This window comes from Actinosynnema sp. NPDC091369 (genome assembly GCF_044757065.1).
In the GTDB taxonomy this organism is placed as follows: Bacteria; Actinomycetota; Actinomycetes; order Mycobacteriales; family Pseudonocardiaceae; genus Actinosynnema.
Map to the genome: position 1 here is coordinate 58299 of NZ_JBIVUG010000013.1, position 21873 is coordinate 80171.

13 protein-coding genes and 1 pseudogene are annotated in these 21873 nt (G+C 72.6%); 8 read left to right on the forward strand and 6 right to left on the reverse strand.

The annotated features are described in order from the left end of the window. Positions 1–154 precede the first annotated feature (154 nt). The 8 genes from ACIQMJ_RS33790 (at position 155) to ACIQMJ_RS33825 (ending at position 8478) form a co-directional block, all read left to right on the forward strand. Positions 155–925 (forward strand): hypothetical protein, encoded by a 771-nt coding sequence (locus ACIQMJ_RS33790; RefSeq protein ID WP_499765051.1) that lies wholly within the window; start codon positions 155–157, stop codon positions 923–925. Between the two features lie 95 nt (positions 926–1020). Then, entirely contained in the window at positions 1021–1482 is a 462-nt protein-coding gene (locus ACIQMJ_RS33795; RefSeq protein ID WP_499765052.1) for an SRPBCC family protein, read from the forward strand. Between the two features lie 276 nt (positions 1483–1758). Beyond that, on the forward strand, positions 1759–2592 hold the full coding sequence (locus ACIQMJ_RS33800) for a vWA domain-containing protein (RefSeq protein WP_499765053.1): 834 nt from the start codon (positions 1759–1761) through the stop codon (positions 2590–2592). Between the two features lie 8 nt (positions 2593–2600). Beyond that, a complete protein-coding gene (locus ACIQMJ_RS33805; protein WP_499765054.1) occupies positions 2601–3377 on the forward strand; it encodes a protein phosphatase 2C domain-containing protein in 777 nt (258 codons plus the stop codon). Then, on the forward strand, positions 3340–5484 hold the full coding sequence (locus tag ACIQMJ_RS33810; RefSeq protein ID WP_499765055.1) for a serine/threonine-protein kinase: 2145 nt from the start codon (positions 3340–3342) through the stop codon (positions 5482–5484). Before ACIQMJ_RS33805 ends, ACIQMJ_RS33810 begins: the two co-directional genes overlap by 38 nt. Positions 5485–5664: 180 nt before the next feature. Then, positions 5665–7320: a glucuronyl esterase domain-containing protein gene (locus ACIQMJ_RS33815; RefSeq protein ID WP_499765056.1), complete on the forward strand. Its 1656-nt coding sequence runs from the start codon at positions 5665–5667 to the stop codon at positions 7318–7320. A gap of 151 nt (positions 7321–7471) precedes the next feature. Further along, on the forward strand, positions 7472–7975 hold the full coding sequence (gene msrA, locus ACIQMJ_RS33820) for a peptide-methionine (S)-S-oxide reductase MsrA (protein ID WP_499765057.1): 504 nt from the start codon (positions 7472–7474) through the stop codon (positions 7973–7975). After that, positions 7972–8478 carry a molybdenum cofactor biosysynthesis protein gene (locus ACIQMJ_RS33825; protein WP_499765058.1) on the forward strand — a complete coding sequence of 169 codons (507 nt, stop codon included), beginning with the start codon at positions 7972–7974 and terminating at the stop codon, positions 8476–8478. The genes msrA and ACIQMJ_RS33825 overlap by 4 nt, the downstream gene beginning before the upstream one ends. A gap of 37 nt (positions 8479–8515) precedes the next feature. On the opposite strand, the gene ACIQMJ_RS33830 is transcribed toward ACIQMJ_RS33825, so the two are convergent. From ACIQMJ_RS33830 to ACIQMJ_RS33855, 6 genes and pseudogenes are all read right to left on the reverse strand, one after another. Further along, positions 8516–9685, reverse strand: a complete 1170-nt coding sequence (locus ACIQMJ_RS33830; RefSeq protein ID WP_499765059.1) for an acyl-CoA dehydrogenase family protein — start codon at positions 9683–9685, stop codon at positions 8516–8518. 2 nt (positions 9686–9687) lie between these two features. Further along, positions 9688–11241, reverse strand: a complete 1554-nt coding sequence (locus ACIQMJ_RS33835; protein ID WP_499765060.1) for an aspartate aminotransferase family protein — start codon at positions 11239–11241, stop codon at positions 9688–9690. Between the two features lie 154 nt (positions 11242–11395). Next, a complete protein-coding gene (locus tag ACIQMJ_RS33840) occupies positions 11396–13780 on the reverse strand; it encodes an ATP-binding protein (RefSeq protein ID WP_499765061.1) in 2385 nt (794 codons plus the stop codon). 1028 nt (positions 13781–14808) lie between these two features. Continuing rightward, on the reverse strand, positions 14809–15216 hold the full coding sequence (locus ACIQMJ_RS33845) for a YybH family protein (protein ID WP_499765062.1): 408 nt from the start codon (positions 15214–15216) through the stop codon (positions 14809–14811). A 9-nt stretch (positions 15217–15225) separates the two neighbouring features. Then, positions 15226–15435, reverse strand: a complete 210-nt coding sequence (locus ACIQMJ_RS33850; protein WP_499765063.1) for a DUF5988 family protein — start codon at positions 15433–15435, stop codon at positions 15226–15228. An 8-nt stretch (positions 15436–15443) separates the two neighbouring features. Then, positions 15444–21872: pseudogene (locus tag ACIQMJ_RS33855) on the reverse strand (type I polyketide synthase); the annotation flags it as partial. Position 21873: the final 1 nt, after the last annotated feature.

Consider the following 21873-nt stretch of genomic DNA (forward strand, 5'->3'; position numbering starts at 1 on the left):
TGCCGCAAGCCAAAACCAGGCGGTGTTGCCGGCACGTATGCGGTTTTCGATATGCCGGCGATATGCGGCGAGCGGTGACCGGGCGGGCCGAACGGGTCGGCGACATGATGTCGGAGTACTCCCGGCCGTGACCAGCGCCGGAGGAGGTGATCCGGTGAACGGGCGAACGGCCGCTGTGGTCGCCGCGTGCTGCGCAGCCGGTCTCGTCGCGGGTCTGCTGGTGTGGCGGCGGTCCGTGCCCGAGGTCCCGGCGGAGCCGGTCGTCCGGGTCCGCGTCGAGGTCGGCGACCGCGACACCGACCGGGGGTGGCTGCTGATGGCGTCGGAGGTCCTCGCCCGGCGGACCCCGCCCGAGGACGTCGCGGACTGCCGCGCCCTGCACGCCTGGGCGTTGCGGGAAGGCGCGCTCCCGGTCGGCGTGGCCGCGCACACCATCACGCTCTCGACCGACCGCGTGACGGCGATCGAGAGCACGTACGTGCGGGTCGTCCCCGATCCGACGCCCTACCCCGCCGACGCCGGCGCCCCCGTCGTCCGGCTCCGGTGCCTGCCCCACGCCGGTGCCGTACCCGCGTTCCCGAACCCGGCCGACGTCGACTTCCGGGTCCACGACGACCCCCGGCCGGTGACCTTCGGCGAGCGGCGCCAGGTCGGGCCCGACGCCGACGCCGCGTTCGACGTGCTGGTCGACCTGACGGGCACGACCGGCCCGTTCGCCTACCGCGTCGAGGTCGGCGTCACCGAGGGCGGTGGGTTCCGCATGGTCCCCGTCGACGACGACGTGCTCTTCGCGACCGAGGACGGCGGCGGCATGGGGTACTGGCCCGCGACGACCACCTGGACGATGAGCCCCGCCCGCACCCGGGTCCACTGCCCGGCGGTGGCCGACCCGGGCCCGGACCGGCCAGTCGACTGCGTGAACTGAGCACGACGCCGGTAACACGACCCCGGCACGGGGCGACCTGGTGCAGTGGGGCGCGCGACCACGTGCGGCCCGAACGCAGCGGGAGGGGCCCGACCATGGCGCTGTCGCCGAAGTACTCCGTCTACCACTCCGCCGTCGTCGACGCCGACCCCGACGAGGTGTGGGCGCAGGTCCGGGACATGATGGTGCTGCTCGACGTGGTGTTCGGCGCGGGCGTCGAGAACGCGCACTGGACGCACGGCGGTTCGGCGAAGAAGGTCCCGTCGCGGTTCGAGTTCACCCTCCTGCCGAACCACGACGTGGCCCGCGAGGAGGTCGTCGGCCGCTCGGAGACCGACCGCTCGCTCACCTACCGCTCGGTCGAGCAGGTGCTGTTCATCGTCGACTACCTGGCGACCTACCGGGTGCGGCCGGTGACCGACGAGCCCGGCCGCAGCTTCGTCGACTGGCACCGGGAGTTCCGCCTGGTGCCGGGCGCGCCGGACGGCTTCCTGGACGACCTCGAAGCCCTCTTCGCCCAGGAGATCGCGAGCGTGAAGGCGCACTTCGCGGCCTGAGGCGGGAGGTCGGTGGTGGAGTCGGACGCGGAGGTCCGGCCCCGAACCGCCGGCACCCGGCACCCGGCCTCGCTCGACCCGGACGGCTCGCCGCAGGTGACACCCATGCGGGTGACCTCGACGGCGCGCACGTCGTGGGCGGCACGTCGTCGGCGTCGAGCCGTTCCGCCGGGGGGATCCCGCCGTAATGACCGGACGGTCCGTGAGGCCGCCGCTGTCCACGCTAGCCTTTCGGGTGATCCACACGCCGTTCCGCAGGAGAGGCGGACACCCTTCGTGACCTACGCAGCCGAGATCAGCCGTGCCAACCCGTCCTGCTTCGTGTTCCTGGTCGACCAGTCGGCGTCGATGAACGACCCGATCGGCGGCGGGCGTCAGCGCAAGGCGGACGTGGTCGCCGACGCGCTGAACCGGCTGCTCGCCGAGCTCAGCGTGAAGTGCGCGAAGGAGGAGGGCGTCCGCGACTACTTCCACGTCGCGGTCATCGGCTACGGGCACGCCGTCGGGTCGGCGTTCACCGGGCCGCTCGCCGGACGCGACCTCGTGCCGCTCAGCCAGGTCGCGGAGCAGCCCGCGCGGGTGGAGAAGCGGACGAAGAAGGTCCCGGACGGCGCGGGCGGGCTGGTGGAGACCACGACCCGGTTCCCGGTGTGGGTCGACCCGGTCGCGCACGGGGCCACGCCGATGTGCCGGGCGCTGGCCTCGGCCGAGTCGCTGGTGTCGGACTGGGTGGCGCGGCACCCCGACAGCTTCCCGCCGATCGTGCTCAACCTGACCGACGGCGAGTCCACCGACGGCGACCCGGCCGGCGCGGCCTGGGCCGTGCAGACGCACGTGACCGCCGACGGCGCGGCCCTGCTGTTCAACCTGCACGTGTCCGCCGCCACCGCGGTGCCGGTGACGTTCCCCGACACGGACGTGGCGCTCCCGGACACCTACGCGCGAACCCTGTTCAGCATGTCCAGCCTGCTGCCGCCGCACATGCGCTTCTACGCGCTCCAGCAGGGCGTGCCGGCCGAGGACCTGGCGCGCGGGTTCGTCTACAACGCCGACATCACCTCGGTCGTGCAGTTCCTGGACATCGGGACCCGTGCGACGGACCTGCGCTGAGCAGCGGCATGGCCATCTTCACCCTCCGGGTGCCCAAGCAGGGCAACACCGCGCGCGAGTGCGAGGACGCCGCCCACGTCGTGCCCGACGGGCCCGTGCTGGCGGCCGTGGCCGACGGCGCGTCGGAGAGCCTGCTCGCGGGCGAGTGGGCCGAGCTGCTGGCGAGGACCGTCGCCGACGCCGCGCGGGACGACTCGGTCCTGCGTGACGTGGACGCCTTCGCGTCGGCTCTGGTGCGCGCCGGGGAGGCGTGGCGCGAGTGGCTGGACGGCTACGTGGCCGAGCGCGAAGCGGACGGGCGTCCGATCGCGTGGTACGAGCAGCCCAAGCTGGACCGGGGTCCGCACGCCACGGTGCTGGCGGCGCGGTTCGACACCGGCGAGTCCGGGCGGACCCGGTGGGACGTCGCCGCGCTGGGTGACAGCTGCCTGTTCCACACCCGGGACGACCGGCTGCTCCAGGCGTTCCCGATCGAGTCGGCGGAGGCGTTCGACAACGCGCCGGGGCTGGTCAACGCGTTCAACCGCGACCGGGAACTGCTGGCGCGGCACGTGCGGACGGCGTCGGGCGCGGCGGTGCCCGGCGACCGGTTCTTCCTCTGCACGGACGCGCTCGCCGCGTGGTTCCTGCGGGCGGCGGAACGGGGTGACCGACCGTGGCAGGTGCTGGCTGAATTCACGCGATCCGGTGATGTCGACGGGTTCACCGCGTGGTTGGCGACCGCGCGATCGGAGGGGTTGATGCGCAATGACGACGTCACCGTCGTCCACGTCGACCTCGGGTGACGACCCCGCCCGCCCGTTACCCTCCGGCGCGACCTACGTCGAGGCGTTGCAGGACACCGCGCTGTGCTTCCGGGACACCGACCTCGCCGGGGCGGAGGTGCGGGTCGACGCGTTGGGGCGTCCGCGCGCCATCTCGGGCAACTTCGCCAGCGTCTTCTCGTTGACCGTCGCCGACGGCACCCGCTACGCGATCAAGTGCTTCACCCGCGAGGCGCCCGAGCAGGCCACCCGCTACCGCGCCGTCGGCGCGCACCTGGCCGGGCTGGACGACGACTGGACCGTCGGCTTCGACTACCTCGACCAGGGCATCCTCGTGGACGGCGTCCGGCACCCGGTGCTGCGGATGGAGTGGGTGGAGGCGGTCAACCTCCTGCGCTGGCTCGACCGGCACGTGGACGATTCGCGCGCCGTTGCGGGCATGGCCGAGCGGTTCGCGCACCTGGTCGACCGGCTCGCCGCGGCGGGCGTCGGGCACGGCGACCTCCAGCACGGCAACCTCCTGGTCACCGCCGACGGCTCGCTGAAGCTGGTGGACTACGACGGCATGTACGTGCCCGCGCTGGCCGGGCTGCCCGCCGCCGAGACCGGGCACCGCAACTACCAGTCGCCCGACCGCACCGCGGCCGACTTCGGCCCGGAGGTCGACCGGTTCTCGTCCTGGGTGATCTACCTGTCGCTGGTGGCCTTCGCGACCGACCCCGCGCTGTGGCGGCAGTTGCGCGACGAGGACGCCGAGCACCTGGTGCTCGCCGAACCCGACTTCGCCGACCCGGCGGGCTCGTTCCGGTTGGCCACGCTGACCGGCCACCCGGACGCGCGGCTGCGCGGTCTCGCCGAGCGCTTCCAGGACGTCCTGCTCCACCACCGCGCCGCTCCCCCGCCGCTTGAACCGCTCACCGGCGTGGAGCCATCCGACGGCGTGGAGCATTCCGGCGCCGGGGCGCGGGCTCCCGGTCTGCCGTCGTGGATGGTCGACCGCGTGGAGCCGCACCGGCCCGCGGCACCGCCGCTGGTGCGGTTCGGCCGGCGCGGTCCGGTGCTGACCGCGCTCACGTGGGCGCTGGCCGTGCTGCTGCCGCTCGGCGTGCCGGCGGCGGTCCTCGTGGACGAGGTCATCGCGGTCGCGGACGTGTCGGCGGTGCTGGCGTGGGTGGCGGCCACGGCCGCGGGCTACCGCCGCCAACCCGAACGCGAGCAGGCCCGTGCCGCGCGGGACGAGCGCAAACGGCTCGGCGACGCCCGCCAGGCCGCCGCCGACGAGGCCGCGCGGGTCGACCGCGAGGCCCGGTCGATCGCCGCCGCGACCGAGGTGGCCAAGGCGGAGCAGGAGCGCCGGCGGCGCGACCTCCAGCACCGGCACGACGAGCGCCTGCGCGCGCACCAGCGGACCGTGAAGCTGGAGCTGGACCGGATCGAGCGGGACCGGCAGGCGGCGGCGACCCGCACGCGGCTGGAGGAGCAGCGGCTGCTCGTCCGGCGGCAGAAGGCGCACCTGCGCGGGCAGCTGGGGAAGTTCCGCCTCGCGATTGCCGACATCGAAGGCGTGGGACCTCGGCAGGTCGCCAACCTCCAGGCCGTCGGCATCCGCACCGCGGCCGACTTCGTCGGCGTCCGCTACGAGCCGGACGGCCTCGACCGCGTGGCGATCTTCGTGCTCGTGGACGGGCGCGGGGTGAGCGCGGCGGGCGTCGGCGAGGTGTCGGCGGTGCTCATCGACCAGTGGCGGGAACGCCTGACCGCCGAGATCGAGGCCGATCGGCCGACCACGCTGACGCCGGTGGAGCAGCAGGCGCTCCAGTCCTGGTTCGCCGCGGAGCGGGCCAGGCTCGACGCCGAGCACCAGCGGGTGCTGGCCGACGCCGAGGCGGCGATCCGGGACCTGCGGGCGACACTCCGGGCCGAACAGGTCGCTCTCGCGGACGAGATGAAGAGCGCGAACACCCGCACCGCCCGCACCCGCGTCGACCACGAACGCGCGGTCACCGAAGCCGAGGTGCGCCGGGAGCGGGCCGAGCGGGCCGAGGCGGAGGGCGTCACGCGGGCCGACGCGTTCCGCCCGATCACCTACCGCCGCTACCTCCGCTACCTGCTCACCGGCCGGAGCTGAGCGCGGCGGCGGACCCGTCCCGCCGGCGTTGGTCCGATCGCCAAGTGAGACCGCGACCTGAACCGGACCCCGCGGATTCATTGACACGTTTCGAGATCCTAATCGAAACTTTAGGCGACCCGGTACCGGTCGTCGTGCGGTGTCGCCGTCTCCACCACCCTGTCTCAAAGGAGAGCCCTGGTGATCATCAGTTCAGGCCGCTTGAAAGTTCGTTCGGCGGTGCTCGTGTTGGCGGTCGCGGCGTTGGCGCTGGCCGGGACGTTGACCGCGGTGGCGCGATCCACGGCCGCCGACGCCGCGGCGGGTGGTGTGGTGGCGTTGGCGGGTGTGGAGGACGACGGGGCGGATTGCCCGGTGAGTCTCCCTGGGTCGTTCCCGTCGAACTCGCGTCTGCCGGACCCGTTCACGAAGCTCAACGGTCAGCGGGTCGGGTCGCGGTCGGAGTGGCGTTGTCGTCGGGCGGAGATCCGCGAGTTGGCGGAGCGGCACGTGTTCGGCGACAAGCCGGCGAAACCGGCGTCGGTGACGGGCACGGTGACGGCCAGTAGCGTCACGGTGAACGTGTCGCACAACGGCCGTAGCGCGAGTTTCTCGGCGAGCGTGCAGCTGCCGTCGGGTTCGGGCCCGTTCCCGGCGGTGATCGTCTACGGCGGGTTCGGCGGTGACACGGCCACCATCCGCGCCGCGGGCGCGGCGATCATCAGCTTCGACCCGTACTCGGTGGGACGTGAGGGCACGCCGCGCACCAACAAGCAGGGCGCGTTCTATACCCTGTACGGCAACACCAGCCCGACCGGGCTGCTGATGGCGTGGGCGTGGGGCGTGTCACGGATCATCGACGTCATCGAAGCCTCCGGCGGCAATGTCCTGCGTGCCGACATCGGCGTGACCGGCTGCTCCCGGTTCGGCAAGGGCGCGTTCGCCGCCGGCGTGTTCGACCAACGCGTCGCCCTGACCATGCCGATCGAGTCCGGCACCGCCGGCGTGCCGATCTACCGCGGCGTCAACGCCGAAGGCGGCCAGACCCTGGCCAGCGCCTACGGCGAACAGCCCTGGTTCGGCGACGCCTTCAGCCCCTACACCGCCAACCCCAACGCCACCCCGATCGACACCCACTCCCTGGTCGCCATGGTCGCCCCACGCGGCCTGCTCATCATGGACAACCCCCACATCGCCAACCTCGGCCCCCGGTCGGCGAGCGTGGCGGCACTGGGCGGCGCCGAGGTGTACAAGGCGCTGGGCGCCGGCGCGAACATCACCTACCACTCCAACGTCACCGACGGCAACCACTGCGCCAACCGAACCGAATGGCGCACCCACATCACCCAAACCGTGCAGAAATACCTCACCAGAACCGGCAACCACACCGGCACCATCACCATGCACACCAAAGCCACCGGCAACCTCACCCAATGGCGCGACTGGACCACACCCACACTCACCGACAGCCCCACCACCACCACCACGACCACCACCACCGGTGACACGACCACGACCACCACCACCAGCACGACGACCACGACCACCACGACGTCGCAGCAGCCCGGTGGCTGCACGGCGACGGTGTCGCTGAACCAGTGGACGGGCGGCTTCGTAGCCACGGTGAAGGTCACCGCGGGCTCCTCGCCGGTCACCGGCTGGACCGTGGCCATGACCCTGCCGTCGGGCGCCACCATCACCAACGCGTGGAACGTCAACCGCAGCGGCAACACCGGCGCGGTCGACTTCACCAACGTCAGCTTCAACGGCAACCTCGCCGCCGGCCAGTCGACCGAGTTCGGCTACCAGGCCACCGGCAGCGGCTCCGGGATGACGCCGACCTGCGCGGCCAGGTAGTCGCGCGGATCACCCCACGGGCCCGGTGCGCAGGTCGACGAGCCTGCGCACCGGGCCCGAGCCGTGGCTCACAGCGGTACCGGGATGACATCGGGACGTGAGAGCGTTCACCCAGGTGCACATCCATCGGACCGAGGAGCGGAGCGACCACATGGCTACCGTGACCGAGAAGGCCGTCCTCGCGGGCGGCTGCTTCTGGGGCATGCAGGACCTGTTCCGCCGTCACCCCGGCGTCGTCTCGACCCGCGTCGGCTACAGCGGCGGCGACGTCCCCCACGCGACCTACTACAACCACGGCAGCCACGCCGAGGCGATCGAGATCGTCTTCGACCCCGCCCAGCTGAGCTACCGGCAGATCCTGGAGTTCTTCTTCCAGGTCCACGACCCGACGACGCCCAACCGCCAGGGCAACGACATCGGCACCAGCTACCGCTCGGCGATCTTCTACACCGACGACGAGCAGAAGCGGGTCGCGGAGGCGACGATCGCCGACGTCGACGCGTCCGGCAAGTGGCCGGGCAAGGTCGTCACCGAGGTCGCCCAACTGGGTGACTTCTGGGAGGCGGAGCCGGAGCACCAGGACTACCTGGAGCGCTACCCGAACGGCTACACCTGCCACTACGTCCGACCCGAGTGGCAGCTCGGCGAGCGGTGACCACCGCCGTCGAGGTCGTGGCGCTGCACGTCTCACCGGTGCACGCCTACGAGGGACGGCCCGCCGACGGACCACGACCCGACCCCGGGCCGGTCTCGCGTGACCACGTCGTGGTCCGGGCGGGCCTGGGGCTGGTCGGCGACCGCTACTTCAACCACCCCGCGCACCGCACTGCCGCCGTCACGGTCTTCGCCGTCGAGGCGTTGGAGCAGGTCGCCGACGGGCTCGGCCTGGACGTCACGCCGAGCCCGCTGGTCGTGCGGCGCAACATCGCGCTGCGCGGCTTCGACGTGGACGGGCTCGCCCGCGACGCCGTGTTCACCCTGGACACGGGTGACGGGCCGGTGCGGTTCCGCACGCACCGGCCCGCCAACCCGTGCGGGTGGATGGACGCCGTGATCGCACCCGGCGCGATGAAGGCGCTGCGCGGCCGGGGTGGCAAGCGGTGCGTCCCGCTGGACGACGGGCTGCTCCGCCTCGGCCCGGCGACGCTGGTCGCGTGAGCCGGCCGGCGCACCGCTCGCTTCCCCGCCGGGTCGCTCAGTAGCGCTTGCCCTCCGGCAGCGCGTACCGGTTGAACATCAGGTCCCGCAGCACGTCGTCGCCGCCTTCCACGATCGACACGTACCGCATGTCGCGCACCAGCTTGCCGATCAACGCGTCACCGGTGTAGCCGAGGGCGCCGAACAGCTCCGAGCCCACCGTGGCGATCTGCCAGCCGGCCTGGCCGGTGAACATCTTCGACGCCAGCGCCGACTTGAGCGTGCCCTGGCGCAGGAACTCGGCGCCCGCGGACGGCCCGGTCGCCATGATGGCGTCGAAGTCCCGCCCGGCGGCGGCGCACTGGTTGCGCATCACGCCGATGGCCATCTCCATCTGCCCGATCTTCGCCGCGAAGACCGCGTTGTTGAGCAGGGTCGACCCGCGCAGCGACTTGGTCTTGGCGTACTCGATGGACAGGTCGCGGATGCGCCTGGAGATGCCGATGGCGGTGGTGGCGATGAGGACGCGGCTGGCGTTGAGCCCCACCTCCAGGATGCGCAGGCCCGGCCCGTTGAGGGCGTGCGACACCGGCACCCTGGCGCCGTCGAGCGACACCTGGTAGGTCCCGGAGGCGCGCAGGCCCAGCACGTCCCACCTCTTCACGACCCGCACGCCGGGGGTGTCCTTCGGCACGACGACCGCGACGTGCCCGGACGGGTGGTCGGCCGACTTCGCGATCACCACCAGGAAGTCGGCGAACGCGGTGTTCGTGGAGAACCACTTCTCGCCGGTGAGCACGAGCTCCGCGCCGTCGCGGACGGCCTCGGTGGAGGTGCGGCCCAGCTCGCTGCCGGCCTCCTCCTCGCTGCCCAGCGTCGCGCCGAACCCGCCGTTCTCGGCCAGCGGCTTGAGGTAGCGCTGCTTGAGCTCGTCCGAGCCGTACAGCCACACCATGTTGGTCGCCATGATCGAGATGAACAGGGTGAACGCCACGCCCGCGTCGCCGTAGGCCAACTCGGACACCAGGTCGACGCTCTGCTCCAGCGGGATGCCGTGCCCGCCCAGGTCGGGGTGCAGCCACCAGTTCGCCAGGCCCGTCTTGGCGAACCCCTGGTACAGCGGCAGCGGCATCTCGGCCAGCGCGTCCAGCTCGGGCGGGGTGGTCACCAGCTCGTCGCGGACGAACTCGCGGACCCGGGACAGCGCCTCCTCGAAGTCGATCGCCATCGTCACACCAGCCGCTTCGACGGGTCGCGCAGGACCGCGATCGCCGCGCGCAGACCGACGTCCACCTGCGCGATCTCCGCGTCGGTCAGGAAGAGCGACGGCTCGAAGCGCAGCGTGTTGGTCGCGCTGGCGGTGGGGAAGATGCGGATGGCGTGCTCCCGCAGCAGGTACCCGGCCAGGGCGTAGCCGAGCATCCCCGCCTTGGCCTGCTCGGCGACCGCCGGGATCGGGTTGGCCGACTGGTCGTGGAACTCCAGGCCCAGCATCAGGCCCCGGCCGCGGACGTCCTTGACCAGGTCCGGGTGGTCGGACCGGATCGACTCCAGCACGGCCTTGAGCTTGGCGCCCAGCTCCGACGCCTGCCGGTAGGCACGGCCGCCGTCGGCCTCCAGCAGGTCCAGCGCCTTGAGCGCGATCGTGCACGAGAAGCTGTCCTTGGCAAAGGTCGAGCTGTGCACCAGCTCGAAGTCACCCCGGTAGAACTTCTCCCGCACCAGCATCACCGCGGCCTTCGCGACGCCGCCGCCCAGGCTCTTCGACAACGCGTAGTAGTCGCCACGCAGCCCGATCTGCGAGCTGGCGAAGAACGCGCCGGACCGGCCCATGCCGCTCTGGATCTCGTCGATGACGACCGGCACGCCCGCCTCCTCGCAGGCGGTCGCGATCTCCCGCGCGAACTCCGCGCTGACCTCCTGGATGCCGCCCTCGCCCTGGATCGGCTCCAGCAGGAACGCGGTCACCACCGGCAGCTCGCGCTCGGCCGGCCGCACCACGCCGCCCTCGACCACCAGTTCGGTCAGCTGCACGCGTTCCTCGTCGAGGATCTTGCGCACCGCGCCCGGCTGGTTGAACGCCACGAACCGCGACGGCCGCGCCAGCGCGGTGAAGGGCGTGCGGTAGACGGGGTTGTGGGTGAGCTGGATGCTGCCGACGAGCTTGCCGTGGAAGCCGCTCTCCAAGGCCAGGAAGACCGGTTGCCGCGCCGCCTTCTCCGCGGTCACGCGGCTCAGCTCGGCCGCCAGCGCCTCGAAGTCGCCCACCGGCACGCCCAGCGCCCGGTAGGCGTCCTCCGCGACGGTCGCCCCGCCGGCGACGGCCTCCCGCGCCCGGTTCAGCGACTCCTCCACCGCCTCGACCGCGGCCTGCACCTTGAGCACGCGGTCGAGCTCGGCGTGCTTGACGGCCGCCTCGATCGCCTCCGCGCCGGAATTCGCGAAGACCCCGTAATACGGCTCGGCCACCCCGAACTCGCGGTGCAGCACGGTGTTGAGCCGGTTCACCAACTCGTTCGCGTACGGGTGGCGGGAGAACTGCGCGTGAATGGGCGTCTGCTGCTCGAACAGTTCCCGGGCGAGCGCCACCAGGTCCGGGTTGTTGTGCCCCAGCAGCACCGACCCGTACCCTCCCGCGAGGTCGAGGACCGGCCTCTCCGAGCCGTCCGCCAGCCTCGCGAACAGCGTGTTACCACTCGACCGCACGTACTCGGCGTCGAGGCCGTAATCGGTCAACCAGCCGAGCATCGTCGGTTCGGCTAATTCGATCGCTGATGTGGTCATTGCCGTCCTCGCAATTTTTCCGGCATCGGGGCGGAGCGGAAATAATCCGGTCGGGACAATGCTAACCAAACGATAATAATCAGCTGGGAACGGCACGGTAATCGAGCCGCGCCGCCGGACCGGTGAGTCGCCGGTTACCGGCGGCGGACCACCGTCAGCTCGACCTGATCTGCGCCGCCGAATCGGTCAGCATCCGGCGGTCGAGGCACAGCAGCATCCTGACGTGCTCACGTCGGGCGTCCCGCTCGTGGCCGCTGACCGGGGTGAGCAGGGCCGGCGCGTCCGGCGACCCGTCGGGCCCGGACTCCCCGTGGGTCAGCAGCAGCTCCAGGAGGCGGTCTATCGCCTCGTCCGACAGCGGGTCCAGCGTGAACGTCGTGGCGTGCGTCAGCCCACCACCCCACTCGGGGCGCCGTTCGAGGAGGTCGGACCGGGCCGCCGCGAGCACCAGCAGCCGCGACCCGGCGAACGACCCGGCGATGCCCTCGATGAACGCGAGCAACCGGTCGTCGGCGCACTGCACGTCGTCGATGACCAGCACCATGCCGCGGTCCCGCGCCACGGCGCCCATGAGCTCGCGCCACGCCGCGGTGATCTCGTCGGTCATCGTCGCGGCGGTGGTCGGGCACTCGGGGGCGACGAGCCACATGAGCATGTCCCACACGGCTTGCGCCCGGTTCGGCGGCAGGTGCCGCTTCGCCGTGGCGCCCAGCTTGTCGCGGATCGTCGAGGAGTCGTCGCGCGGGCCGATGCCGCAGCACGAGGCCACGCTCTCCGCCTGCAACGCCCGGATCCCGTCCTGGTCGGGCCAGTACGCGTGCGCCAGCACGAACTGCCCGGCCGTCGGGTGGCCGACGACGCGCCGCTGGAACTCCACCAGGAACCGCGTCTTGCCCACCCCGGCGTCACCCAGCACCGTGACCAGGTGCGGCGTGGCGCGGTGCATGGTGCGGTCCATGAGGCCGCGCAGCAACTCCAGTTCCGGCTCCCGGTCCACCACCGGCACGCTGTGGTGCGGGATCGACTCCGGCCGAACGCCGTCCACCTGCCACAGCTGCGGGTGCTCCGCGATCTGGTGGCACAGCACGGTCAGCAGGGTCTCGCTCCGCGCCGAGTCGGAGATCCACGTCTCGCCGCTGGGCACGTGGTTGAGCACCGCCTGGCACTCCTCGACCGGCTCGCCGTTCACGCTGAGCGGCGCGCCCGTCTCGGTGGCCTGGTACCGCACCAGCGCCTCACCGGTCGTCACCGCGGCCCGCACCACGACCTGCGCGCCCGCCACCGCCTCCAGCTGGGCGTCCAGGCAGTCCCTGATCGCCAAGGCCGCCCGCACGGCCCGCTCCACGCTGTTGTCGATCTGGCGCGGCACGTCGAACAGGGCCATGGTCACGGACCCGATGGACGCCGCGACCGTGCCGCCGAAGTACTCCACGCCTTCCCGGACGGTGTCGGCGATGCCGTCGAGCACGGCGAACCGGCTGCGCTCGACCCCCAGTTCCACCGACGTGTGCACCATGAGCACGCTGACCTGCTTGCGCTGGGCGGGCACCGCGGACGAGGCGAACGGCTGCAACGGCACCGACCGCTCCACCGGCTCCGGCTCCGGCGGGGTCAGGGGTTCGAGTGCGGTCACCGGTTCGACCAGCACCGGCGGCGTCTCCAGCAGCAACGAGGACGTGCCGTGGTGCGACGACGCCACGTGGGCGCCGACGCCGACCGCCTCCGGCACCTGTTGCAGGGCGCGGCGGTTCACCTGGAGCGGGATCGCCTCGCGCAGGCCCACGGAGGTGAAGGTCAGCGTCTCGTCGTGGGTGAGGATGGCGTGCTGGAGCATCTGGAGCTCGCGGCACGGCTCCAGGCCGAGCTCCTCCACCAGCGCCGAGCGCACCCGGCTGAACAGGTTCAGGGCGTCGGCCTGCCGCCCGCACCGGTACAGCGCGAGCATCAGCTGGCCGCACGACCGCTCGCGCAGCGGCTTCGCCTCGACCGTCCGCTCCAGCTTGCCCAGCACGAGGTGGTGCCGGCCGCACGACAGCTCGGCCTCGAAGTAGTCCTCCAGCACGTCCAGCCGCAGGTTCTCCAGGACGTTGAGCTCCGGCCACGCCAGGCCGGTCTCCACCAGGTCGGCCAGCGCGGGACCGCGCCACAGGCCGAGCGCCTGGTTCAGCACCCGGCTGGCCTCCTCGAAGTTGCGCGAGGCGAGCAGCGCCTGGCCCTGCTCGGCCAGCCGGTGGAACCCGTGCAGGTCCACCTGCGACGGATCGGTGCTCAGCATGTAGCCGGGCATCTGCGTGATCAGGGCCGCCGACTCCGACGTGCGGCCCGACGAGGACAGCGCGCCCCGCAGTCCCCAGATCGCGTTCTGCAGTATTTTGCGCGCCGACACCGGCGCCTCGTCCGCCCAGAGCGCGTCGAGCAGCTGGCTCGTGGCCACCACCCGGTTCAGGTGCAGCAGCAGGAATCCCAGTGTGGCCCGCTGCCGCGTGCCGCCGAGCCCGACCGCCCGGTCCCCGTCTAAGACTTCTAATGGCCCTAACATCCGAAACCGCATACCGTCCCCCAGCTCCTATTCATCCGTCACCGCGGCGGGACACGGCAGTCCCGACCTGCCACGGAAAATCCAGCGGAGTGTGACAGGCGCCACGGCGGGCCGTGGTCACCGCGCGACCACGTGCCGGCAACCGGGCGCCTGCGTACCCCGCCGCGCGTTGTTCGCTCACCGGCGACTCACCCGGTGCCGGCCCCGATACCGGCGCCGCCGCGGAACGCGGACGCCGTTCGTGCCGGCCCTGGCGGTGGAAGTGCGACCCATTGCGAGCGAACAACGTCGAAGGTGTCGTGTTGCCCCGACACGCCACCTCCGCTTCACGACCGTCTGATTCTTCACGGTATCTTCGCTGCGCCACGAGGCTATTCAGATGGCTTAGCCAACAATGTTACCCGACGTGATGATAGCCACCGCCCTTGAGGAAAGCGAGAGTGCTCCGCACAACACCGGAGCGCGTGTTTGCCCGAAGACCGGCGGCCGGCGGGGGCCCGACGGGCGCGCCCACCGGCGCAGACGGGGAAACGCCGTGGTAGGGCCCGTGACCGGGACCGGCCGGGCTGGTCGGAGCCCGGGAGCAAACCTCCCGATCCGGACATACGGAAATCCGCAAGCTCGCACGTTGTAATTACTTAGCGTGGCAGACCGCCCCACCGGAAGGGCGAACAATATCCGTGACATCACACTCCGTGGTCAATCGGGCCACAGGTCGGCGCGGTGCTCGCGGCACCCCCCGGAGTGTCGGGCGGACTAAAACGACACCGGGCCGGACCCTCGCGCGCGGAGGTAATAGCTAAATCTTATCCCGAATTCCGGGCCGCGGGTGCGGTGACGTCCGCGGGCCGGTAAAACCCGTGCGCGCACCGGTCAACTGTCAATCCCCGGCATTCGTCCGGCTTCACGCGTGCCGCTGCGCGAATCGGCGCCGCGGACCGTCCCGGTGGCTGCCGCGCACCAGGCCGTTCGGCCGCACGGGCCGGCGTCGCGGACAGCTGAGGCAGCCCGCGACGCCGGCGCTCCGGTCAGGCGTCCGAGCCCCCATAGGCGTTGTCAATGACGTAGCGCCACCGACCGTCCCGGCCCCGGCGCATCACGTCGGTGCCGGTGCCGGAGAGGTCGATCGGCTCACCCGTGCGGGACGTGCCCTGGATGGCCCAGTCCACGATGAGCAGCGCGATGTCGCCGTTCACGTAGATGCCCTTGGTGCGGGCCTTCATCGGCACGCCGAACGCCAGGAACTCCGCGACGTTGGCGCGCCGCGCGTCGCCGGCCACCGGTTCCTCGCCCGGCTTCCAGACCGACACCGCGTCCGGGCTGTACATGCGCTCGATCGTGGCGTGGTCACCGGAGTTGAACGCGCGCAGGAACAGCTCGGTCTGCTTGGTCAGGTCGTCGGTGGGGATGTCGTGCACCCGCAGCGGTTCGTTCATCGAGGGCTCCTACTCGGCGATCTTCGTCCGGCCGCACCAGGCGAACACCGGCAGTTCGAGGTTGTCGACGGTGAGCGACTCACCGTTCGCGCTGAAGTGCTCGTAGCCGTTGCCGGAGGGGAGCTTGACCTTGTCCCCCAGGTCGGCGACGAAGTGGATGCGGTCGGCTTCGCGCAGGGTCGGCGGCCCGCCGGTCAACAGGACTTTGATCTTGCCCACGGTCTCTCCTAACGCAGGTTCTCGGCGTCCGCGCGGGGGAAGTAACCCGCGTCGGTGAAGAATCCGACGTACTTGGCGAACAGCTCCGCGGTCATCGGCGGGCACGTGATGCCGCTGCCCTCCAGCGCCGCCCGGGTGTCGGAGACGTCGAAGTCGGGGTACGCGCCCTCGCCCATCGCCGCGATCGCCTCGAACGAGTCGAGCAGCGGTTGCAGGGCGTTGTCCCGGTCGGCGCGCACGCGGGCGCTCCACTCCGGCCACGGCAGCTCCTCCAGCGCGTGGCCCAGGTCGCGCAGGTGGTCGATCATCTGCCGGTAGGTGACGGTGTGGGGGTTGGACAGGTGGAACGTCCGGCCCGCCGCCTCCGGGCGCGTCGCCAGGTGCGTGATCGCCGCGCTCGCGTAGTCGACCGGCACCAGGTGGAACAGGCCCGCCAGGTCCGCGGGGACGGCGCGGCTCTGCAGGATGCCCTTCAGCCCGAGCCACACGAAGTCCTTGGTCTGGCAGGCGCCGTTGACCTGGTCGCCGGACACCACGTCGACCCGGTGCACCGACACCGGCAGGCCCCGGTCGCGGGCCAGGTCGATGATCCGCTCGGCCACCCACTTGGACTGGCGGTAGCCGTTGGACAGCACCTCCGGCGGGCCGGGGATGTCGTCCACCCCCAGCGGCACGCCCGCCGTCACCGGCTGGTCGAACACGCCCGTGGAGGAGATGAAGTGCACCGGCACGGTGCGGTGCGCGGCGGCGAGCCTGAGCACCTCCTCGGTGCCGGTGACGTTCGCGGGCTTGAGCGCGGTGTAGGGCTGCAACCAGTTCACCGTGGCGCCGGCGTGGAACACCACGTCCGCGGTGCGGGACAGCTCGTCGTACACCTCGTCGGACAGGCCGAGCTTCGGCAGGGCCAGGTCGCCGGGGTGCACGACGACGCGGGTCAGGTCGACCTCGCCGTCGAGCCGGTACCACCGCAGGTTCTCCGCGATCCGCAGCAGGCCCTGCGCCGGGTCGTCGGCGCGCACCACGGCGTGCACGCGGGCCCGGGTGGTGCGCAGGACGTCGCGGAGCAGGAACGCGCCCAGGAAGCCGGTCGCGCCGGTGAGCAGGACCTCGCGCGGGTCGTCGGCGAACGTGGCGACGGTCGGCGCGGGGCGCACGTCGTCCGCCAGGCGCACCTCCGCCTCGAAGTCCACCTCGGCGCGGACCGGCGCGTCGGCGGTCGGCACGAGGGTGTCGCGGAGGAACTCGGCGACCGCGTGCGGCGTGGGGTGGTCGAACACCAGGGTCGCGGGCAGCGGCGCGCCGATCGTGGCGATGAGCCGGTTGCGCAGCTCCACCGAGGTCAGCGAGTCGAAGCCCAGCTCCGGGAACGGCCTGGTGGGCTCGGGCGGCGCGTCGAGGCCGAGGACCGCGACGACCTCCGCACCGACCCGTTCCAGCAGCAGGGCGTACCGGTCGCGCGGGCTGAGCGCCGCCAGCCGGTCGATCGCCGGCGCGGTCGCCGCCTCGTTGCCCGCGCGGCGGCGGACCGGGGTGCGGACCAGCCCGGAGAACAGCGGCTGGACCTGCCCGGAGGCGCGGATGGCCGCGAGGTCGAGCGGGGTGACGACCACGGTCGGGCGGCCGGTGTCCAGCGCGGCGTCCAGCAGGGCGGGCCCGTCCTGCTCGGTGATGGCCCGGAACCCGGACCGGGCGATGCGGGCCAGGTCCACTTCGGACAGGCCGCCGCCCATGCCGGTGGGCATGGACCACAGGCCCCAGGCGATCGACGTGGTGCGCCTGCCCTGTCCCGCCCGCAGGTGCGCGACGGCGTCGAGGAACGTGTTGGCCGCCGCGTAGTTCGCCTGCCCTGGGCCGCCGATGGTGGCCGCGATGGAGGAGAAGTGGACGTGGTGGGCGTCGGGCAGCAGGCGGTGCAGGTGCCAGGCCGTGGTGACCTTGGGCAGGAGGACCGCGTCGAGCCGTTCCGGGGTGAGCGTCGGGAGCGCGGTGTCGTCCAGCACGCCGGCGGTGTGCAGGACCAGGTCGATCCCGCGGTCCGCCACGACGCGGGCCAGCGCCTCGGCGTCGGTGACGTCGGCCGCCACCACCTCGACCACCGCGCCGAGGGTCGCCAACCGGGCTTCGAGCTCGGTCGCACCGGGTGCCTGCGGGCCACGTCGGCTGACGAGGACCAGCTCGCGGACCCCGTGCTCGGCGACCAGGTGGTGGGCGAACAACGCGCCGAGCGCGCCCGTGCCACCGGTGATCAGCACCGAGCCGGCGCTGCGCAGGCGTCCCCGCCAGGGGACCCCTGTCTTGATGGTACCGGCGGGGTCCGACAATTCCGGGGTTCCCGGCCGGTTACCTGTGGACAACCCCGAGCCGGTCGCGGACGACGAGCCGTTCGCGTGGCCGGAGCCGTTACCGGCGACCGAGCCGTTCGCGTGGCCCAGGCCGTTCGCGGACGCCGGACCGTCGAACGGCAGCGCGCCGTTGCCGTGGGCCGAGGCGTGCGCTCGACCACCCGACGACCCCTTCGACACGCGGACCAGGCGCGGCACGCGGACGTCCGGGCCCAGGGCCACCATCGGCTCGCCGGAGGCGATCGCGGTGGACAGCGCGGCGGCCGTGACCGGGCCCGTCGCGTCCACCAGCGTGATCCGGCCCGGGTTCTCCGCCTGCGCCGACTTGAGCAGCCCCCACACCGGCGCGGTGTGCACCGAGGTCTGCGCGTGCGCCGGCGTGGCCCCCGACGTCAGCACGACCAGGCGGGTGGTGGTGAAGCGGTCGTCGGCCAGCCAGCGCTGCGCCAGGTCGAGCGCCGCACGGGTGTCGGTGAACACCCGGTCCAGCGGGTCCTCGGTGGTCCCGAGGAACGGCACCACCACGGCGTCCACCCCGGACACGGCGTCCAGCGAGGTCACCACGGGGACGTCCAGCTCCGGCAACCCCAGCCCGATGTCCAGCACCGCGAGCGGCACCGTCGCCGCCGGCAGGTCCACCGGTTCCCAGGCCACGTCGAACAACGCCGTCGCCGCACGGTCGAGCACCGGGATCGACGGGGGCCGCAGCGTCACCGAGTCGACGGTCGCCACGACCTGACCGGCCAGGTCGGTCAGGTGCAGCGCCAGCCGGTCGTCCTCGCGCACGCTACGCACCACGACCGTCGTGGCCCCGACCGCGTGCAGCCGGATGCCGCGCCAGTCCCCCGCCACCAGGCCGCCGCCCACCGCCCGCACCGCCGCGTCGAGCAGCACGGGGTGCAGGTTGTAGGCCGCCGCGTCGGCCTGGAGCGAGTCCGGCAGCGACACGGTCACCCCGTCGCCGACCGGCTCGACGGCGGCGGAGAACCGCTCGACGCCCAACGCGCCGCGCGCCACGGGCTCCCACTCGGCATCCGGGCCACCCGACCGCGTGTGCACGGTCAGGGCACGGGTGCCGTCGGGACCGGCCGCGCCGATCGTCAGCTGCATCGCCAGGCCGCTGTCCAGGGCCAGGCGCAGCGGCCCGGTGGCGGTCAGCTCGTCCAACCGGGTGCAGCCCAGCTCGTCGCCCGCCCGGCCGGCCAGCTCGACCAGCACGGCGCTCGGCAGGGCGGCCACGCCGTCCACCGCGTGGTCGGCGAGCCACGGGTGGGTGCGCACGGACACGTGGCTGGTCACCACGAGTTCGCCCGTGCCCGCGATGGGGATCGCCGCGCCCAGCAGCGGGTGGTCCACCGGCGTGAGGCCCAGCACCGACACGTCGGCGTCGACGCCGCTGTGCTCCAGCCAGAACCGCTGCCGCTGGAACGGGTAGGTCGGCAGGTCCGGCACGTCGGCCGCGCCACCGAGGAACCGGTGCCAGTCCACGGCGACACCGCGGGTGTGCAGGCGTCCGACCGCGCCGACGACGGTGTGCGACTCGTCGCGGTCGCCGCGCATGGTCGGCACGGCCACGTCGGCGTCCAGCACGTTCTGCACCAGGGCGCTGAGCACGCCTTCGGGACCGAGTTCGACGAACGTGGTCACGCCCAGCTCGTGCAGGGCGCGCACGCCGTCGGCGAACCGCACGGTCCGGGCGACGTGCCGCACCCAGTACCGCGGGTCGCGCAGTTCGTCCGTGACCAGCGCGCCGGTCACCGTGGAGACGATCGGGACGGTCGCCTCGTGGTAGGTCAGCGACTCCGCGACCCGGCCGAACTCGGCCAGCATCGGGTCCATCAGCGGCGAGTGGAAGGCGTGGCTGACGGTGAGCGGCTTGGTCTTGCGGCCACGAGCGGCGAGCGCGTCGGCGATGGCGGCGACGGCCTCGGCGTCACCGGAGAGCACCACGGAGTCCGGTCCGTTGACGGCGGCCAGGCCGACGGCCGCCTCGTGGCCGGCGAGCAGGGGCAGCACCTCGTCCTCGGAGGCGCGCACGGCCACCATCGTCCCGCCGGCGGGCAGGGCGGACATGAGCCGGGCGCGGGCGCCGACGAGGGCCGCCGCGTCGTCCAGGGACAGCACCCCGGCGACGTGCGCGGCGGCGATCTCGCCGATGGAGTGCCCGGCCAGGAAGTCCGGTCGCACGCCCCACGACTCCAGCAGCCGGAACAGCGCCACCTCCAGCGCGAACAGCGCGGGCTGGGCGTAACCGGTGTCGCGCAGCACGGCGGGGTCGTCGCCGGCCATCACCTGCCGGATCGGCAGGTCGACGTGCGGCCGCAGCGCCTGCTCGACCTCGGCCAGCGCCTCGGCGAACACCGGGAACGCCGCCGCCGCGCGCACGCCCATGCCGGGCCGCTGCGCGCCCTGACCGGTGAAGAGGAACGCCGACTTGCCGGTCACCGGCGACCCGGTGACCACCAGCGGGTGGGGCGTGCCGGAGGCCAGGGCGCGCAGCCCCTCCTCCAGTTCGGCGCGGGAGTCGCCGAGCACCACCGCGCGGTGCGACAGGGCGGAACGGGTGGTGGCCGCCGACCGGGCCAGCGCGGCGGCGTCGACCTCGGGCCGCTCGGCCCACCAGTCGAGCAGGCCGGTCGCCCGGGCGGTCAGCGCCGACGACGACCGCGCCGACACCGGCACCGCGTGCAGCGGCAGCGGCGGGTGGACCTCGCGTTCCGGCTCGTCGAACGCCGGCGCCTCCTCCAGGATGACGTGCGCGTTGGTGCCGCTCACGCCGAACGCCGACACCGCGGCCCGGCGCGGCTGCCCGGTCTCGGGCCACGGCCGCGCCTCGGTCAGCAGCTCCACGGAGCCGGCCGACCAGTCCACGACCGGGGTCGGCCGGTCGACGTGCAGGGTCTTGGGCATCACGCCGTGCCGGATCGCGAGCACCGACTTGATGACGCCCGCGATTCCCGCCGCCGCCACGGTGTGGCCGATGTTGGACTTGAGCGAGCCCAACCACGCGGGGCGGGTGCGGTTCTGCCCGTAGGTGGCGAGCAGCGCCTGCGCCTCGATCGGGTCGCCCAACCGGGTGCCGGTGCCGTGCGCCTCGATGAGGTCGACGTCACCGGCGGAGAGCCGGGCGTTGGCCAGCGCCGCCCGGATCACCCGCTGCTGGGACGGTCCGTTGGGCGCGGTGAGGCCGTTGGACGCGCCGTCCTGGTTGACGGCCGAGCCCCGGATGACCGCGAGCACCTGGTGGCCGTTGCGGCGGGCCTCGGACAGCAGTTCCAGCACGACCACGCCCACGCCCTCGGACCAGGTCGTGCCGTCGGCCGCCTCGGCGAACGACTTGCACCGGCCGTCGGGGGCGAGCCCGCGCTGGCGGGAGAAGTCGACGAACGCCGACGGGTTGCCGTACACGGTGGTGCCGCCCGCCAGGGCGAGCGTGGACTCGCCCTGGCGCAGCGACTGCATCGCCAGGTGCAGGGCGACCAGCGAGGAGGAGCACGCCGTGTCCACCGACACCGCCGGGCCCTCGAGCCCGAGCGAGTAGGCGACGCGGCCGGACGCGACGCTGCCGAGGCTGCCCGTGGTGAGGTAGCCCTCCAGCTCGGTCGGCCCGCCCAACCCGAGGTAGCTCTGGGTCACGATGCCCGCGAACACGCCGGTCTTCGTGCCCTTCAACGCCGCCGGGTCGAGGTGGGCGCGCTCCAACGCCTCCCACGCCACCTCCAGCAGCACCCGCTGCTGGGGGTCCATCGCCAGGGCTTCGCGCGGGCTGATGCCGAAGAACTCGGCGTCGAACCTCGTCGCGTCGGCGATGAACCCGCTGTGCTTGGAGTAGGACTTGCCGGGCAGACCGGGTTCGGGGTCGTAGAGGGCGTCCACGTCCCAGCCCCGGTCGTCCGGGAACGGCGTGATGGCGTCCTCGCCGTCGGACACCAGCCGCCACAGGTCCTCGGGTGAGGACACACCGCCGGGGAACCGGCAGGCCATGGCCACGATCGCCACCGGCTCCTCGCGGCCGGACTCCAGCTCGGCGAGCCGCTGACGCGCCTTCTGCAAGTCGACCGTGACCCTCTTCAGGTACTCGACCAACTTCTCTTCG